Origin of the sequence: Cytobacillus oceanisediminis 2691 (assembly GCF_000294775.2) — a bacterium.
Taxonomy (GTDB): Bacteria; Bacillota; Bacilli; order Bacillales; family Cytobacillaceae; genus Cytobacillus; species Cytobacillus pseudoceanisediminis.
In genome coordinates this window covers 1630618-1647091 of the sequence record NZ_CP015506.1, presented here as the reverse complement: position 1 = coordinate 1647091, position 16474 = coordinate 1630618, and the positions used below count along the sequence as shown (strand labels likewise).

Genomic DNA, 16474 nt, shown 5'->3' with positions numbered 1-16474 from the left:
TTCATACCTCTAATCGGCCACTAAAGCCCCTGTTGTTGGTTAAGACATCAGTGTTGTTTAAAAAGAAAAAGCTGCCTGATTAGCAGCTAATGTTGAAGTTAAGAATCCGTTAGTTAATTACATTCATCTTCAATAACACATGAATATATTAAACATAAAAAAGTGTAATAGAGGAATCACATTAATCGGGACTTCTCAAATTTATGCTGATAAACACTTCAAATAAGTTATGATTATTCACTTTGTGACCGATAACCTAAATCCAAATAATAATTATTTTAATATTCGACGTGCAATTCGGTTAAACAATTCAACTGCATGCGGAAGAATTTCTTCTTCAATATCAAACTTTGGATTATGATGCGGTGCGGGTATAGTGGAACCTACAATCATATAAGTCCCTTTTCCCCCTAAATCTTGGACTCGTTTTATCATAAAGCTAGCATCTTCACTCCCGAGTCCTTTACCTTCACCATTTCCAAATGATGTAAATCCTTCTGCTTGCTTTGCCTCTTCTATAGTTAACTCAACCAGTTCATTGTCACAGGTAATTGGGATAGCGGCACCAATAACTTCAATTTGATGATCAAGCTCATGCATAGATGCACTGTGAGTAATGATATTTCTAACTCTCTCCTCCAAATCTTTATTCTCCTCTTCGGTAAGAGCCCTAGTCTCAATATTCATTTTTGCATATTGGGGAATGATATTAGTTGCTGTTCCACCCTCTAAGATTCCTACGTTAACTCGGGTGGGTCCTGTACTAAAGCGCGGGATAGCATGTATATTTAATAAGGCGGTACTAGCACCCAACAAAGCATTTCTACCCATTTCCGGATTACCGCCTGCGTGAGCAGCAACACCATAGTAGTGAGCTATCATTTTCGTGGAGGAAAGGAAGTGCGTTGAACCACCATGGAACTCACCAGTCGGAACATCTGCACCTAGATGATGACAAAACATATAATCCACATCATCTAATAACCCCTTCTGTACAATTGCATATGCTCCGCGAACTCCTTCCTCTGCTGCCTGAAATATCAGCTTTATTGTCCCAGCAAACTGACCATCCGCCAGTTTTTCAGCGAGCCCCAAGCCTATGGCAGTATGGCCATCATGCCCACAAGCATGCATATTCCCTTCATATTTTGAACGGAAACCATTTACTTTAGGATAATGGTTCTCATCCTGACTCTCTGCAATTGGCAAGGCATCCATATCAAAACGAAATGCAACGGTAGGACCCGGTTTTATACCTTTTAAAACTCCAATTACAGTAGTATAGCCACCTTTCATTTTCTGAAGTATATTCGGATTAGCACCATCCAGTAATGCCCTTTGATATGCCATCTCTAAAACCGCATTGGATGGAACTCCTCTCATAAAATCTCCGTCCATTGCATCTCTCCCATAGATTAAATGATATCCAAGCGAGTTTAACAGCTCCACTATCTTTGAAGCCGTTCGAAATTCAGTAAATCCAACCTCAGGGTGCATATGAAACTCTCGCCTTAAAGCTATAATATCCATTTTTGATCTCCTCTACTAAATTTTTTAGAACTCTAGCATTTCCCCTCTCCTATAAAACTGGAGTTGGTCTCTTAAACCAAACTTTTTATAATAATCCACCTTATTCTTTCTGGCATTACACCATTTTTTTCACACCGTGAATCTTCGCTTCCTTCAAAAATCATTCGTTGAATGAAATCGTGAAAAATCAAATCTTTTTTTTTCATTCTTCTAAGGGACACTCAAAAAATTAGTATATATGAAAATACTGTTGAATCTCATTTTTATCATTTGTTAAGTTTAATGCTAGCATAAGAAGAATCCTTGCTTTTGGAGGATTTAATGATTCAGATACGATATATGCGTGTTGATTATCCATATCAGTACGGCTAACAATTCCCGTATTGAGTCGAGATGATCGTATGACGATAACCCCTTTGTTTATCGCATCATGAATTCCAGCCTCTGCTTCTTTAGAGATTGTATAGCCCCCAGCAGTAGTTACAATGATTCCCTTTGTATCTGCTTGAACGGCTGCGTCGTATAAATATCGTTCATCTCCTTGATGAGTATATATAATTGAAACCTTAGGCAGCTTACTAATGGAGCTAACATCAAATATGGTTTCAGTCGTATGAAGATAGGTGATATCTTTATAATAAAAATAAACTTTCCCACCAACAATTGATCCGATATAACCTTGTTCGAGAGCTTTAAACGAATCGACTGCTGTAGCATTCATTTTAGTGATATAACGTGCAGAACCAATTCGGTCATTAAGGACAACTAATACACCTTTTCCATGAGCTTCTTGATTACAAGCAACTTTTACACCATTGTAGATATTCAACGGACCATCTGCACTTATCGCTGTTGCAGGTCTTACTGCTCCAACAATCACGACTGGTTTATGGCTTTTAATCACTAAATGTAAAAAATAGGCGGTTTCTTCCAGTGTATCTGTACCATGTGTGATCACAACACCATCTATTTCTTCATCTAATAATATGTCATTGATATATTTACTCAGTGTCAATAGTCGTTCTGTTGTCATATCAACACTATCAATATTAAACAATTGTTCAACTTTTAAATTTGCAATGTTGACTAAATCCGGTACTTCTTTTAATAAGTCATCAATAGACAAAGCTCCTGGTTGATAGCCTGTGGTCATTGTACTCGAAGTTCCAGCCCCTGCAATTGTTCCACCGGTTCCAATAATTTTTATCGTTGGCTTACTTTTCATGCTTCTCTCCTATATTCTCTATTACATCCAACTAGCTCCTCTTGGTTTATTTCGATTTTATACCTGCACCACAAAGAGGTATTATTATTTTTTCATCCGATTTTTTTCCATATTTTAAATAACCGGCATAGTTGGTCGCTGATGTCACTTCAACATAAAAACCTTTTTCACTAAGCTTCTCCCGTGCTCTTAGAATCTCATCTTCTTGAATCTCAATAAATGTACCATTTGTTTCCCCTACAGCTTCTAAAATTTGTTTTGAACGTGCTGGAGCTGCAATGGCGATCCCTTCCGCTAAAGTACCTTCGTTCATAATAGGTTTCGCTGTTACCTCACCATGTTTGTAGGCATTTACAAGAGGCGCACAATTCGCTGCTTGGATAGCAATGATTTTCGGCATTCTTTCTATTAATCCATTTCCCAATAACTCTTTAAAACCATAATATGCACCAAGTAAAAGTGTACCGTTACCAACTGGAATTATTAATGCATCAGGCGCACCTTTTAATTGTTCAAAAACTTCATAAGCATATGTTTTTGTTCCTTCATAAAAGTATGGATTATACACATGACTTGCGTAAAATACATTTTCATTTTTTACTGCTTTTTGGGCAGCAGCTGCAATGTCCTCTCGTGTACCACGAATTTCTTTAATCGTTGCACCATGAGCTTTTACTTGAGCAATTTTTTTCGGGGATGTTTCGTCGCTTAAATAAATATCACAGGCAATATTACAACGTGCTGCATAAGCTGCAATCGCCGTACCTGCATTACCACTACTATCAGCAATGACCTTTGATACCCCTAATTCTTTAGCCTTCGTCATCAAAACAACGGCCCCTCGATCTTTAAAGGATAATGTAGGCATCATATAATCAACTTTTACATACGTATTTGGCTCCATAGGATCTAGAACGATTAATGGTGATTGACCTTCACCCATTGTCACGGATTCCCATGTCTTAGAATCTTTTGCGAATGGCATAGTTTCAAAATAACGCCATAATGAGTTTGGATAGTTATTCCAAGCTTTAATATCAACTTTCGGGGTATCTTTTACTATGTTTAAGACTCCTCCACATTCACATTTCCATATAGTTGGTGTAATATCATGCTTTTTCCCACAACTGTTACAAATAAATTGTTTCATCGTTAATCAACCCTTTAAATGATATTAACTAGATTTTTTCATACAAAACAGGAAAAAAATATGACTAAATATATGCAATGGCATCAATTTCAATTTTGAAGCCAAAATGTAATTGATTAGTTGGTACAACGGTACGTGCTGGTTTATGTTCACCGAAAAATTCCTTATAAACAGCATCTACTTTATCCCATAATTTCACGTCCGGAGTATATAATGTCATACGCAAAATCTTCTCTTTTTTACTTCCAGCTGCTTCTACAATCATTTCCACATTCTTAAGTGCTTGTAATGTTTCTTCTTCGATTGTGCCAAATTTCTTTTCACCGGTTTCTGGATTAATGGCAAATTGCCCTGATACATAGACAGTGTTCTGATGAACTGTTGCTAATGCATAGTGTCCATTAGATTTTAAATTTCCTACTTCAAAGATGCTTTTCATTTGATTCCCCTTAACTTGACTTATTTTTGATTTCATCCAAATAACTACTTTGGAAATGCCTAACTTAGATGCGACCTTCTCAACAGATCCTTCTTATAAACAGTTTTAATGTTGGAAACTACTAAAGCTCTTATTTTCCATTAAATATTATTCGTAAATATTTAAAAGTTTTCCTCTGCCAAGTGATATAGCTTTTTCATATACAGCGACTGCAGCAGCTGTATCTTGAATCGCACTACCTGTGGTATCAAAAATAATAATTTCCTCAGAATTTGTTCGTCCATCAATTTTACCAGTAACAATATCCCCAAATTCTCCATAAACATCCCCAGTAGACATTAGATTTGCATCCATAGCATGATGGAGCTCTCCTACATGTGCACATTGTTCTAGAATATCCACAACTAGTTTTCCACTTGCCAAAAGTTGCGGGTCAAGTTCTTGTTTATCTGGGCTGTCTGCACCAACTGCAGAAATGAAGGTCCCAGGGCGAACATACTCTTCGTGCAGAAAGAATTTTTTTGCAGAAGTACAAGTAATAATAATATCGCTTTTAGGTGCAACATCGGCTAAATTATCAGTAGCCTCAATGTTCACTTTAAGCTCCTCTGACATTTCTTTCGAAAATTTTTCTATCTTGTTCTGGTTAGTTCCCCATACGTATACTTGAGAGATAGAAGAAATGACATTCATAAGAGCCTTCAGCTGAACTCTCGCTTGGTTTCCACTGCCACAAATAGTGACTGTTGATGAGTCTGAACGGGCAAGATATTTTGCTGCCACTGCTGTTGTTGCAGCAGTACGCTTTGAGGTGATTTCCGTTGAGTCCATGATGGATAAGGGTCTCCCATTCGAACCATCAAACAGTATAATCAATCCGATAATGTTTGGTAAGCCGAATTTGGTGCAATTTCCGAAAAATCCGCCATTTGCTTTCAGCGCAAAATACGTCTTGTCAATTTTAAGTCCGCCACTCTTAATATGAAATTCTCCGTCTTCTACATCCGCGTGCATTAATCCTGGAACTAGAGCTCGACCTTCAGACCGTTTTCTAAAAGCACTCTCCATTGCCGTTAAGTAATCATTAGATGAAATCATGGAGGCAATTTCAGACCTACTAAGAAGTAGAAACTCAGTGTTTCCCATTGCACTTAAATCGATCATTGTAACTCATCCTTTCCATTATCAAATTTGTGAATAAACTGATTCAATCAGTCCAAACTCTATAAGAGATCTTATAATTGAAACTGAGAATACAAAATTATTTACTGCAGTTTTGCCCGGCAGTCGATAGGGATTTCTTCAACAACTTCGCCTTTGGAAAGCAAATAAGCTTTTTCATATAAATTACAAACCGGACAAATATGGTTTGGGATAATTTGTACTTTATCTCCAATATTTACTTGATTACGGAAATCTCTATTGTAAATGATCGCATGTTCGTCGAAAACACCGTGAATATAGACATCTTCAAACTCCTTTATACGCCCCAAACCATTTGTGGTTGTATGTCCCTCGCTTCGTGTTTGGGCTGTAATTCCTTTTGCCCCAACATCTGTAATCACCCGTTCATTAGTAGGTTTACTGATGATTGTTGTAAGGACCGATGCTGCACATCGCTCATATGTGCCAATAACGTTTGCCTGTGAGGAATCCATTAAAATATAGGTACCAGGCCTAATTTCAGTAACCCCGTCCGGTATCTCGAAATTGAGCATGAAAGGAGGAGTCGAGCCAATACTTATTACTTCAGGTTTAACTCCCATCTCTTCTGCTATTCTTGCAAAGTGCAAGGTTCGGTTTACACTTTCAAGATAAAGCTCTTTACATTCATCAATGTTTTCAGCTTTATAGGAATGCCCATCATGTGAAAAAATCCCTCTAAGTTCAACATGTTTACAAGCCTTTACGTTTTCTAATAATGTTCTGAAATCACTTTCTTCCATAATCCCTGAGCGTTGTTCTCCTACTTCAATTTCAATTAGAACCTGGGCTTTTTTCTCTGCTCCTTTGAATACTTCTTCAATTTCAGTTACATGGTAACTATTATCTATACCAAACGAGATATCGATGGTCTCAGCTAATTTTCTAATTCGTTGAATTTTTGATTTTCCAACAATCTCATTGGCAATAAAGATGTTTTTCAAGCCGTTTTTAGCCATAATTTCAGCCTCACCGACTTTTGCTACTGTAATTCCAACTGCGCCTAATTCTTCTTGTAATCTAGCAAGCTTAGGCATTTTATGAGTTTTGGTATGTGGACGTAAATGTACTTTATGTTCATTAGCGTAATTTTGCATGAAGCGAAGATTATCCATCATTATTTCTCTATCAATTAAAAGTGCTGGTGTATCTAACTCAACATATTTCATTTTATCGGCTCCTTTTTATTTTTTTGATAAGCTTGTGGAGTGAGTATTTTCATGGTTGCAATTGAGTAGGTAGGATTTAAAAAACTTTTTTATCAACTAACCGATGACCAAAGTAGTAATTAGTTTAAGTTAATTGTAAAAATTACAAAGGAGATTAACTATTCAATTCAAGAAAAGAAACTTTTATATATTTTAAATTGAAAACACATAAAAAATTATATAAAATAGAACTAAATCATTATTATTTATTAAAATTATATAAAAAGTTATACAAAAGTCAACACAATAAAGATTTTTATATAAAAAAATATATATTTCATGTTAGAAATGATTCAAATAAATAGATATCGTTTAAAAAGAAGGGACCATCTTATGAATATCAATAATAAAGAATTAAAAAAGTACATCCCAATCGCTAATTTAATCGCAAAGACCTTTGGACGGTATTGTGAGGTCGTCATTCATGACTTAACCGTTCCTCAAAACTCAGTGATTTACGCTGTTAATAATCATGTAACAGGAAGAAAAGTTGGACAGGCTTTCGATCACCTAGTGAAGCAAGTGCTTCTATCTAGTAAATTTGAGAACGATTATTTGGCAAATTATAAAATACGTACCGACGATGGAAAGGAAATAAAATCATCTACAGCTTTAATTAGAGATTCGAACGAAAAAGTTATTGGGGCACTTTGTGTTAATTATAGTTTGGAAAGCATGATTCATTTTAAGGAATTTCTAGATGATTTTATGGGTATTGGACAAGATGAGGAAGAAAAAGAAAAAGAAAATGTGGAACTTATGGAAAATGTAGTAGAAATTGCAGACGATTTAATAGATCGCATTATTGCCAATTACGGAACCGAAGAGTTAAAAAGAAAAGAAAAAATTAAATTAATCAAGTTTATGGATGAGAAAGGGATATTTCTAATCAAAGGATCTGTAGATAAAGTGGCAGAAAAGCTTGGTATTTCAAAAGTTACCGTATACAGTTATTTGGATGAAATAAAAAAAACAATTGACTGAGAAATGAAAAAACCAGTTTTATATAACTGGTTTACAGTGTAGACAAAAGGCATTTGGAAATGTCCTCATTTTCCAAACGCCTTTTAATTTTATAGATAATTTTTTTCCCTATTTAAGAATGATATTACTGAGAATGTGAAGGAAATCAATCCTGAAGGCTGCTTTGCCGTTTTAATACTTATATTCTATAATGAGTTTTGCAACTGTAAAGTTGCTATGACTAGATAAGCCCTTTCTTCGGATGGGGCTTTTTATATTGCCTGCTGGATTAAAGTCAGGTAATTCTTGCCGAAATAATTATTGGGTGATAACATGTATGGAAGTATAGGTATCAATTTAAGAATGTTAAGGTTCGAAAAGAACAAGACTCAAAAAGAAGTAGCAGAAGCTACTGGGATCTATATTAAAAACTCAGTTACTACGAATGTAACAAAATTAATCCCTCACTGGAGGACCTTGAAAAGTTGGCGAGATATTATGGAGTACCCGGGGAGAAAATTAAAGATGTAATATACTAAAGCCCCTCTCGAGTGAGTAGGGTTTTTAATATTGATTGCTAAAAAGCGACCTATCGTTTTCCCTGTTTTCTCTTTCTGTCAAGAACCCAACAATGAACCCAAACCATATAATTGAAGCCACAACCGCGACGCCAGCTGCACCTATATAGATTAAATACCAAACCAGAACGCTGAAGAAAACTGTAACTGCCAGGCAAGTAACTATATATAAAAGATATAAAATCTTTCATTCCTCCTTTATAAACAACTAATACGCTAAAAATAACACAAAGGGTTCTTGAATAATTTGATTGTTCCAAAGTGGAACTTTTTGTTTATGAAAAAAATAATGCCCCGGATTGTTCATCCTGGGCTGACCTTTAGATTATTTTGCACGAAATATTCCTGCCTACTAATCCATCAATTGCTAAACCATGATGGGCTTGATTTTCCATAACCACTCTCGATCGAAAAAGGGTTTATTTATTATTTGACACGTAAGCGCTGACCAACATAGATAGTATAGTCTGCATCAAGATTGTTCCAATCCCGGACCTGCTGGATTGTGCTCCCATAGGTTCTGCTTAAAGAATATACAGTATCTCCAGATACAACAGTGTGGTAGACCGCTGAACTCTTCTTGGGAAGATTAAAGCTCTTCACAATTCCATTAACATGTCCACGGGCTAAATTTTCAATAAATGTGCTTGATTTTAACTTTGTTGCATCATTGGCATTGTCAATAAATCCATTTTCAGTTAACAAAGCAGGCATCAATGTTTCACGAAGTACATGGAAGTTTGCCTGCTTTTTACCGCGATCATAATAATCTACCAACTTAATTACTTCAGCATGAATATTGTTTTGGTAGGTGGACGTAGGTGCTCCAACTCCTGGATAAACATAGTCTTCATATCCTGTTCCCCCGCCTGCATTAATATGAACTGACAAGAAGTAATCAGCTCCCCATGCATTGGCAGCATTTGTACGCTCAGATAAAGATACTGTTTGATCTCCAGTTCGGCTCATACGGATGGAAATATTATCATATTCAAGGGTTAGAATATCTTTTATACGTGTAGCGATTTGAAGTGTTAAATTCTTTTCCTGAAGACCATTTCCTACTGCACCTGGATCAGTGCCGCCGTGACCTGGATCAATAAAAAGTTTTACCATATTTAAATCACCTCTAATAATATTTTTATTCACAAATCTATTAACTGCTTGTACTGCTGTCCTTAACTCACATGACCCTCACCCCCTTTAAGGAATAAGAAAAGCCACCCAAAAGGGCAGCTTATTTAGGCCATTGATAGCGTTTTGCTTGTTGACTATCCTCTATTCCTTTTGTTGTAGGATCATTTAAAGCATTCCACACACTCACCACTATCAGCAGTAAAACATATGGATTAGAATAAGCTCCGACCAGCAAATTAAAAACAGAACCCCAAGTAGTGAGGTCCTGTGCAGTCAAACCATAGTATCCTAGTATTGGTGCAAAAAAAGCTAGAAATAACTGTGCTAGAAATACAGGATTTTTAAAGCGAATCTTCCAGTTGATCATGTTCATTGTCCCCCTCTTAAAACATTATAAAAAATTGCAATCGCTCCCCCAATGATTCCAGTACTGATTGCAGTGATAATGGCTGCTGTAATTGTTCTTTTTATCCATGTTGTATTTTCGTCAATTTTATTTAGCTTTTCATTTATTGAAATAATTTGTTGATCCTGTCGAGTTGTAATTTTTTCAAGATTGTTCACCCGATTCTCAATATCTCTAAGATCCCCTTTTATTTCTGCAATTTCTTTGTCGTACATATTTTCATTAACCGTCTCCTTCAAGATAACCAACCTCCATATAAGGATATCTTGTGCTTGTCCAGCTATATGGACTTAAGTGGCTAAAATTTATATTCTTTTCCACATTGAGCACTCTATAAGGTAGTAAATGAAAACCTTCTGCATCAAGTAACGGCAACTATCTCCATTTTGCATTAATAGTTCTTCTACAAAGTAATTTACTTTCCCTAACCTTTAAACACTGTAAAGATAATTGCAATACCGCCGCCAATTATAGCAGTGAAAACGGACATAATAATGGCATTTGTAATTGTTCTTTAGTATCTTCTTTAATTTCCTTTAGGTCACCTTGGATGTTCTGGATTATTTGGTCTTGTAAGAGTGTTTTATCCTGTAGCCGGCGAATATCACCTTTCATTTCTTCAATGTCTTTCTTTACAGATGTCTTCCATAAATCCATTGTTTCCGCCTCATTTGTCACTTACAATACCTCCTTTGAAGGTAATAAAAAGAACCCTTAAATCTTAGGTTCTTTTGTACCATTTGCTTCCTTTGATTCAATTAGATTATTTTCAAGTTCCTGGATTTTCTGCTGCAATTCTTTGTTTTGAGAAACCACATTAAATTGTGCCTTCAAGATAATATTTTCGTGTTTTAGTTTTCCAAGTTCATTTTGAAGATAAGGGTCTATAGAAATTTTTTGATTATCTCCGCTCATAATGTAATTTCTCCTCCTATTTGGGCTTTTAGATTTTCTAATTCTGTAAGCGCCACATCTAATTTTGGGGATAATTCCTGAATGGCTTTCCATTCCATAACGTCTATTGCATACCCACAAGCGCCTTTTGTGGTGTTACAATATCAACAGGCGCTTCCTGATAGGTAAGACCAAGCCTTTTTTATCTACTCCCGGAATATCACCTTCTAAGTAATACTGTTTCACAGGAGTTGCAAGGATTTCTTTTAGTGCAGATTTGGTATACAATTCAATTTCACTTTTTAGTTCTTCATCAGAAGTATAAGTGGTTGAACGTACTTTCAAATCATTCCTCAGAATATTAACATTCCCACAAGATCCGGCTACAAGGGTTAGTTCACCGCCTGGCCTTTCATTTCTTACAGTGAGACCTTCGCTGCTGGCGCTACCAAATCCGAAATATGCACTTCTTGTAGTACCGGTTTTAAAGAACTCAATATAACAATTCGTTCTCCCATAAAGCTGCAATAAATCACTGTCGGCTCCAATCCAAACTTTATCTTTGAAAACAAATTCCCCTCTGTTTATGTTTTTAAATGTCATTCCATCATAGAAAATGTGAACATTTCAAATAAACTAGCTACTGATATTCTAAACCTTCTTCCTCTTATAGAAGCTGATCTCGCCTGGGACGCTTTCAGAAAAAAACGCCAACAAAAGTTGGCGTTTTTTTCTCGTACTAACAAACCAGAATGCCAGGTGTCAAAGGCATTATAAATCTTCAATAACAATATACGCAGCCTTTACAGGCCCATGTACACCAACAACGAGGTTCATCTCAATATCAGCGGAGTTGCTTGGTCCAGTAATGAAGTTAATGCAGGAAGGTGCCAGCTGCCCTGAGTTTACCCTTTCCCTAATGATCCTTGCAGCCTGTGTCATACGCGGGACCAGGGTGCTCTTCGGAATAAGGATGATAGAAGCAGCAGGGAGAAAGCTGACTGTCCGCCCGTGATCTTTGCTGCTGAACAAGACTGCTGTGCCGGATTCAGCCAGAGTTATCTCACTGACCGTAATTCCGATGTTAGCATGTTCTGCGTAGTCAATATTTCTTCTTTCTTCAGAAAAATCCCACTCATATACCTCTACTTTCTCTTTTGGCCAAATTTCCTTAAATAGCGGTGTAAGCCCAAACTGTCTATAGCGGTCATCCTTCCAGGTCACAACTGGCCCCCCGCCATATTGGGCTACAATTTCTTTGAGCGTTTCAGTCAAATTGTCAGCATTGGTTACAACAAGATCAGTGTGGATTTTCGTACACTGTGTCTTTAATGCTTCAAGAAGCTCATCAGCATCTGCTTCTTTCAAGACTGCATCCTGCGGGTTAAAGCTCCATTTTGGTCTTTCCACTCCAGTAACTCTTTTTTCTCTGCCTAATCTGCCTGCAATTTTACTTAAAAAAGCATCTCGATTCTGAATTGTTCCATTCACTGCTGTCCGCCTCCTTTCGGCCGATTTTTGAACCAATCGCGAAATCTTTCTTTATTAGGAGCTGGAAAATCCCTGATTTCTGTCCAGGCCTTTAATGGGCCTGGTCCCTTTGTAATTTTGTCGCCTGCGGTAAATGGATTCATGGCTGCCGGTGCCAGCTTTGACCCCAGTTTGTAAAGGGACGGTGAAGCTGCTCCCAGTCCAAAAGCCTTCATGGTCATCTTTTCCGATATGGGAGCTCTTCCTTCTTTTTCGACAATTACCTGCCGGTGTTTATGAAGAAGTTCATGAAGAGGGATTTTGACTGGACAGGCTTCCGTGCAGGCTCCGCAAAGTGTTGATGCATAAGGCAATTCCTTATAATCATCATAGCCGCCTAAAAGGGGTGACAGGACCGCTCCAATCGGGCCTGAATAGATGGATCCGTAGGAATGACCGCCAACATGCCTATATACGGGACAAACATTTACACAAGCAGCACAGCGGATACATTGGAGAATGGAGTGAAACTCTCCTCCTAAAATCGAAGAGCGGCCATTGTCCACTATAACCAGGTGGAATTCTTCAGGACCATCGACATCGAGTTCTTCTTTTGGACCTGTCAGAACAGTAATATAGCTCGTAAGCTTTTGTCCAACAGCGCTCCTTGTCAGCATGCTTACAAGCACTTCCATTTCCTCGTAAGTCGGGACCAGCCTTTCCATGCCCATTACCGTAATTTGCGTCTTAGGCAAGGCAGTGACAAGATCTGCATTGCCTTCATTAGTCACTAATGTGATTGAACCGGTTTCAGCAACAGCGAAATTGCAGCCCGTAATGCCAACATCGGCGGTTAAGTATTCGTGGCGCAGCATTTCTCTCGCATGCCACGCAAGTTCTTCCGGCTTTTCTGTGTTCTGATAGTTCAATTTTTCTGCAAAAACATCCCGAATCTGCTCTTTATTCTTATGAAGGGCAGGCGCCACTATATGTGAAGGGGGATCATGGTCGTCTACCTGAAGGATGTATTCCCCCAAATCAGTTTCAATGACCTGGCATCCGGCCTCTTCCAGTGAGGCATTTAAATGAATCTCTTCGGTTACCATCGATTTTGATTTAACTACTTTTCTTGCATTCTTCTTTTCAATTACTTCCCGTATATAGGCAGAGGCTTCTTCAGCAGTTTCAGCAAAATAAACGTGCCCTCCCCTTTTAGCTACATTTTCGCTGAGCTGGTATAAGTAAAAATCAAGATTTTCCAGTACATGCTGGCGAATTTCTTCTGAAAGCGACCGCCATTCTTCCCAATTTCCAAGTTCTGCTGCAGCGTCTAGCCTTCTTGTCTGAAGCCTTTCCTGTGCACCTGAAACTGCCCCTCTCATAAAGGAATTGCTTATTCCGGAATCTACACGATCCTTAAAGTCGTTTGTTCCTATTTTCATAGCCATTTCTATTCCCCCTTAAGCGCAAGCGCCTTACCCGCCAGTGTCACACGAGGCGCCAGGCTGCTTATGCTAGACAATGATCAACGTTCAAATCTGTCTATCCTGCTTTTTAAGAAAGCATGTCCATTAATTGCTTAGCGGCAATTTAACACTTCAGCAATATGCATAACCCTTATTGGCTTTCCCTGCCTACCGATCCTGCCTCCAATATTCATCAGGCACCCCGCGTCAGCTCCAATGAGAATTTCTGCTTCTGTCTCCTCTATATGTCCAACCTTCTCATCTACCATTTGTTCAGATATTTGAGCCATTTTCACAGAGAAAGTACCGCCAAAACCGCAGCATTGCTCCTTGCCGGGAAGCTCTTCGAATTCCAGACCCTTCACATTTTTTAATAATCTCATAGGTGCTTCTCTCACTCCAAGAAGCCTGGTCATATGGCAGGATGTATGAAAGGTGGCCTTTCCTTTTAATTTTGCACCTACATCGTCAACGTTTAGAACTTCAACAATAAATTGAGTAAGTTCGTATGTTTTTTCGGCAAGCTTTTTTGCTCTGGGTTCCCACACAGAGTCACCTTTAAAAACATGAGGATACTCCTGAAACATATAAGCGCAAGATCCAGAAGGGGAAACAACATATTCTGCATGTTCAAATGCTGTGATCATCCTTTTCATAGCTTCCTTTGATTCCTTCACATAGCCGCTGTTGTAGGCAGGCTGGCCGCAGCAGACCTGTGCATCCGGAAAATCTATTTCACATCCCAGGCGTTCTAGCAGTTCAACAGCTGCCTTGCCTGCATTTCCCTGAAACATATCTACCAGACATGTTGCAAAAAGACTTACCTTCATTCATTCCCTCTCCCAGCTAGATATTATATTTTTCTACTATCTTACTATAGTTATAATACAAATTGTTGAATTTTTATAAATATTATAATAATTAGTATAATTTATTTTCCTTATTATATGTCAATGTTTTACTTCCTTTTTTTCATTAAAAAATATGATACAATTATATGATGTTTAAGTAGCTAAAAAGGGAGTTCAAAAATAAATGAAAGTTATCGCCAGTACGCTTAATGCCAAATACATTCATACAAATATAGCGATCCGCTATCTAAAGGCATATGCTCAGCCTGATTTCGATGTGGAATTAGCCGAATATACAATTAAAGATCCGGTAATGAATATCGTTACAGATCTGGTCCGCAAAAAACCTGATGTGATCGGATTCAGCTGCTATATATGGAATATCGAAGAGACCATTAAGGTCATTAAAATGATTAAAAAGATTGACCCCTCCATTCATATTGCAGTCGGAGGACCTGAAGTAACATATGATGTTGCGGATTGGATGAACAATGTAAAAGAATTTGATTACATTGTTATCGGTGAAGGTGAGGAAACGTTCAAACAGCTGCTTACAGAGCTGAATGGCACAATGAATATGGAAAATGTGCATGGTCTTGCTTTCAGGGAAAATGGCCAGGTTCGTATTAATCCTCAGCGGAATAAGCTGGATTTGCGCGAGCTGCCCTCGCCATTCCGCTTTGAAGAAGATATTCCCCACCTTTCTAAACGGGTCACTTATATAGAAACCAGCCGGGGATGCCCATTCAGCTGCCAGTTTTGCCTTTCCTCTATTGAAGTAGGCGTGCGATACTTTGACAGGGAAAAAATTAAGGACGACATCCGATATTTAATGAGGAATGGCGCAAAAACCCTTAAATTTGTGGACCGCACATTCAACATAAGCCGCAGTTATGCCTTGGAGATGTTCCAATTTTTAATTGATGAACATCTGCCTGGTACTGTCTTTCAATTTGAGATCACTGCCGACATCATGAGACCTGAAGTGATTGAATTTCTAAACAAGGAAGCTCCAGCAGGATTATTCCGATTTGAAATTGGTGTGCAATCTACAAACGACTATACAAATGAATTGGTCATGAGGAAGCAGAACTTTAACAAGCTTTGCCGAACAGTCACAATGGTAAAGGATGGAGGGAAAATTGACCAGCATCTTGACTTAATTGCCGGACTTCCTGAGGAAGATTATGATTCATTCAAAAGAACATTCAACGATGTATTTGCAATGCGGCCAGAAGAGCTCCAGCTCGGCTTCTTAAAAATGCTGAGAGGCACCGGGCTTCGCTTGAGAGCAGAAGAACATCAATATATTTATATGGACCATTCTCCATATGAAATACTTGGAAATAATGTTTTGTCCTTTGATGACATCATTCGCATTAAACAGGTTGAAGATGTATTAGAGAAATATTGGAATGATCATAGAATGGATGCGACTGTTGAATATTTAGTTACAAAAGTATTTCCGACTCCATTCGATTTCTTCCAGGAATTCGGCAGTTATTGGGAACAAAAAGGATGGTCCAGAATTGGCCATCAGCTTGAGGATCTTTTCAAACGGCTTTTTGAATTCCTGCAGTCAAAAAACATTGCTGATTTGGAGATAGCAGAAGGCCTTATGAAGCTTGACTATATTTCAAAACAAAAATACAAGCCAAGAAAACCCTGGTGGCAGCCAAGCTTTGAAAAATCCGAGAGATCAAAGCTTTACCAGTCTCTGCTTGAAAATCCAATCCAGCTGGGAGAAGACTTCTTAAGCCTTCAGCTGAATGAAAAAGAAATATACAAACATACCTTAAGTGAAAGATTATCTTTTGATATTGAAAAATATATTAAGGATGGAATAATTGAAAAGAGAGACTCAGTTTTGCTTGCCTATTTCGACTCAAGCTCAGAAAAAGTTTCCATCTTTACTGGCCCTATACATGATTGATAAAACCGGCAGAAATCTGCC

At 37.8% G+C, this 16474-nt stretch carries 17 protein-coding genes and 1 pseudogene; 3 read left to right on the top strand and 15 right to left on the bottom strand.

Features of this window, described 5'->3' with window-relative positions; translation table 11 throughout:
- Positions 1-273: 273 nt before the first annotated feature.
- From A361_RS08405 to A361_RS08380, 6 genes are all read right to left on the bottom strand, one after another.
- Positions 274-1530: an amidohydrolase gene (locus tag A361_RS08405; RefSeq protein WP_019381627.1), complete on the bottom strand. Its 1257-nt coding sequence runs from the start codon at positions 1528-1530 to the stop codon at positions 274-276.
- Between the two features lie 229 nt (positions 1531-1759).
- A complete protein-coding gene (locus tag A361_RS08400; RefSeq protein ID WP_019381626.1) occupies positions 1760-2755 on the bottom strand; it encodes a type II asparaginase in 996 nt (331 codons plus the stop codon).
- A 46-nt stretch (positions 2756-2801) separates the two neighbouring features.
- On the bottom strand, positions 2802-3905 hold the full coding sequence (locus A361_RS08395; protein WP_019381625.1) for a threonine synthase: 1104 nt from the start codon (positions 3903-3905) through the stop codon (positions 2802-2804).
- 64 nt (positions 3906-3969) lie between these two features.
- Positions 3970-4344 (bottom strand): RidA family protein, encoded by a 375-nt coding sequence (locus tag A361_RS08390; protein WP_019381624.1) that lies wholly within the window; start codon positions 4342-4344, stop codon positions 3970-3972.
- Between the two features lie 147 nt (positions 4345-4491).
- On the bottom strand, positions 4492-5508 hold the full coding sequence (locus tag A361_RS08385) for an ornithine cyclodeaminase family protein (protein ID WP_019381623.1): 1017 nt from the start codon (positions 5506-5508) through the stop codon (positions 4492-4494).
- A 101-nt stretch (positions 5509-5609) separates the two neighbouring features.
- A complete protein-coding gene (locus A361_RS08380) occupies positions 5610-6716 on the bottom strand; it encodes a D-TA family PLP-dependent enzyme (RefSeq protein WP_019381622.1) in 1107 nt (368 codons plus the stop codon).
- 372 nt (positions 6717-7088) lie between these two features.
- Between A361_RS08380 and A361_RS08375 the strand changes: the two genes are divergently transcribed.
- Both A361_RS08375 and A361_RS31445 read left to right on the top strand, forming a co-directional pair.
- A complete protein-coding gene (locus A361_RS08375) occupies positions 7089-7739 on the top strand; it encodes a helix-turn-helix transcriptional regulator (RefSeq protein WP_019381621.1) in 651 nt (216 codons plus the stop codon).
- 422 nt (positions 7740-8161) lie between these two features.
- Positions 8162-8257: pseudogene (locus tag A361_RS31445) on the top strand (hypothetical protein); the annotation flags it as partial.
- A gap of 465 nt (positions 8258-8722) precedes the next feature.
- Here A361_RS31445 and A361_RS08365 read toward each other — a convergent pair.
- The 9 genes from A361_RS08365 to A361_RS08325 all read right to left on the bottom strand — a co-directional run bounded on the left by A361_RS08365 (position 8723) and on the right by A361_RS08325 (position 14499).
- Entirely contained in the window at positions 8723-9412 is a 690-nt protein-coding gene (locus A361_RS08365; RefSeq protein ID WP_019381619.1) for an N-acetylmuramoyl-L-alanine amidase, read from the bottom strand.
- Between the two features lie 121 nt (positions 9413-9533).
- A complete protein-coding gene (locus A361_RS08360) occupies positions 9534-9800 on the bottom strand; it encodes a phage holin (protein WP_026041693.1) in 267 nt (88 codons plus the stop codon).
- 2 nt (positions 9801-9802) lie between these two features.
- The gene (locus A361_RS08355) at positions 9803-10078 is read right to left on the bottom strand and encodes a hemolysin XhlA family protein (protein WP_019381617.1); all 276 of its coding nucleotides are present in this window, start codon (positions 10076-10078) and stop codon (positions 9803-9805) included.
- 229 nt (positions 10079-10307) lie between these two features.
- Positions 10308-10517, bottom strand: a complete 210-nt coding sequence (locus A361_RS08350; protein WP_019381616.1) for a hypothetical protein — start codon at positions 10515-10517, stop codon at positions 10308-10310.
- Positions 10518-10553: 36 nt separating this feature from the next.
- On the bottom strand, positions 10554-10754 hold the full coding sequence (locus A361_RS08345; RefSeq protein ID WP_019381615.1) for a hypothetical protein: 201 nt from the start codon (positions 10752-10754) through the stop codon (positions 10554-10556).
- Positions 10755-10889: 135 nt separating this feature from the next.
- Positions 10890-11336, bottom strand: coding sequence for a hypothetical protein (locus A361_RS08340; RefSeq protein ID WP_019381613.1), 447 nt, complete (start codon positions 11334-11336; stop codon positions 10890-10892).
- Between the two features lie 168 nt (positions 11337-11504).
- Positions 11505-12224 carry a LutC/YkgG family protein gene (locus A361_RS08335; protein ID WP_009331075.1) on the bottom strand — a complete coding sequence of 240 codons (720 nt, stop codon included), beginning with the start codon at positions 12222-12224 and terminating at the stop codon, positions 11505-11507.
- Positions 12221-13651: a LutB/LldF family L-lactate oxidation iron-sulfur protein gene (locus A361_RS08330; protein WP_009331076.1), complete on the bottom strand. Its 1431-nt coding sequence runs from the start codon at positions 13649-13651 to the stop codon at positions 12221-12223. Before A361_RS08330 ends, A361_RS08335 begins: the two co-directional genes overlap by 4 nt.
- A 131-nt stretch (positions 13652-13782) precedes the next feature.
- The gene (locus A361_RS08325) at positions 13783-14499 is read right to left on the bottom strand and encodes a (Fe-S)-binding protein (RefSeq protein ID WP_009331077.1); all 717 of its coding nucleotides are present in this window, start codon (positions 14497-14499) and stop codon (positions 13783-13785) included.
- A 205-nt stretch (positions 14500-14704) separates the two neighbouring features.
- Between A361_RS08325 and A361_RS08320 the strand changes: the two genes are divergently transcribed.
- Positions 14705-16453: a B12-binding domain-containing radical SAM protein gene (locus A361_RS08320; protein WP_009331078.1), complete on the top strand. Its 1749-nt coding sequence runs from the start codon at positions 14705-14707 to the stop codon at positions 16451-16453.
- Positions 16454-16474: the final 21 nt, after the last annotated feature.